At 71.4% G+C, this 409-nt stretch carries 1 protein-coding gene; it reads left to right on the top strand.

Annotation, left to right across the window (positions count from 1 at the left end; all coding sequences use genetic code 11):
- Positions 1-387, top strand: a 387-nt coding sequence (locus DBV35_RS29345; RefSeq protein WP_205648943.1) for a hypothetical protein, incomplete at its 5' end; no start/stop codon positions are given.
- Between the last annotated feature and the right edge of the window lie 22 nt (positions 388-409).

The following is a 409-nucleotide window of genomic DNA, read 5'->3' as shown; positions in this document are numbered from 1 at the left end:
TTCGACGTGCTCCGCAAGGGCGACACCGACAACCGGCTCATCCCCGTCGTCCACGGTGAGCCGATCGTCTTCGGCGCCCCCGGAGACGACGGACGCGGCTCGCACGCCGTCGTGCAGGACGGGTTCAAGCTCAAGGTCGTCGAGACCGCCTCGGTCGACGCCGACCGGATCGTCGTGCACGACGCCACCGACCACGAGCTGGCCTTCGCCCTGTCCCGGCTCTCGGACCAGGACCTCACCCACACCGTCACCGGGATCTTCCGCAACACCGATCGCACCACCTACGACGACGCCGCCCGCGCCCAGGTGCAGGCGGCGCGCGACGCCAGGCCCGACGCGGACCTGCAGGCCCTGCTCAACGGCCGCGACACCTGGACCATCGTCTAGGTCCCGGCCCGCGACACACGGC

The organism is Acuticoccus kandeliae, assembly GCF_003073115.1.
Note: the sequence above shows the minus strand (reverse complement) of the source record. Positions and strands in the feature narration are given on the sequence as shown.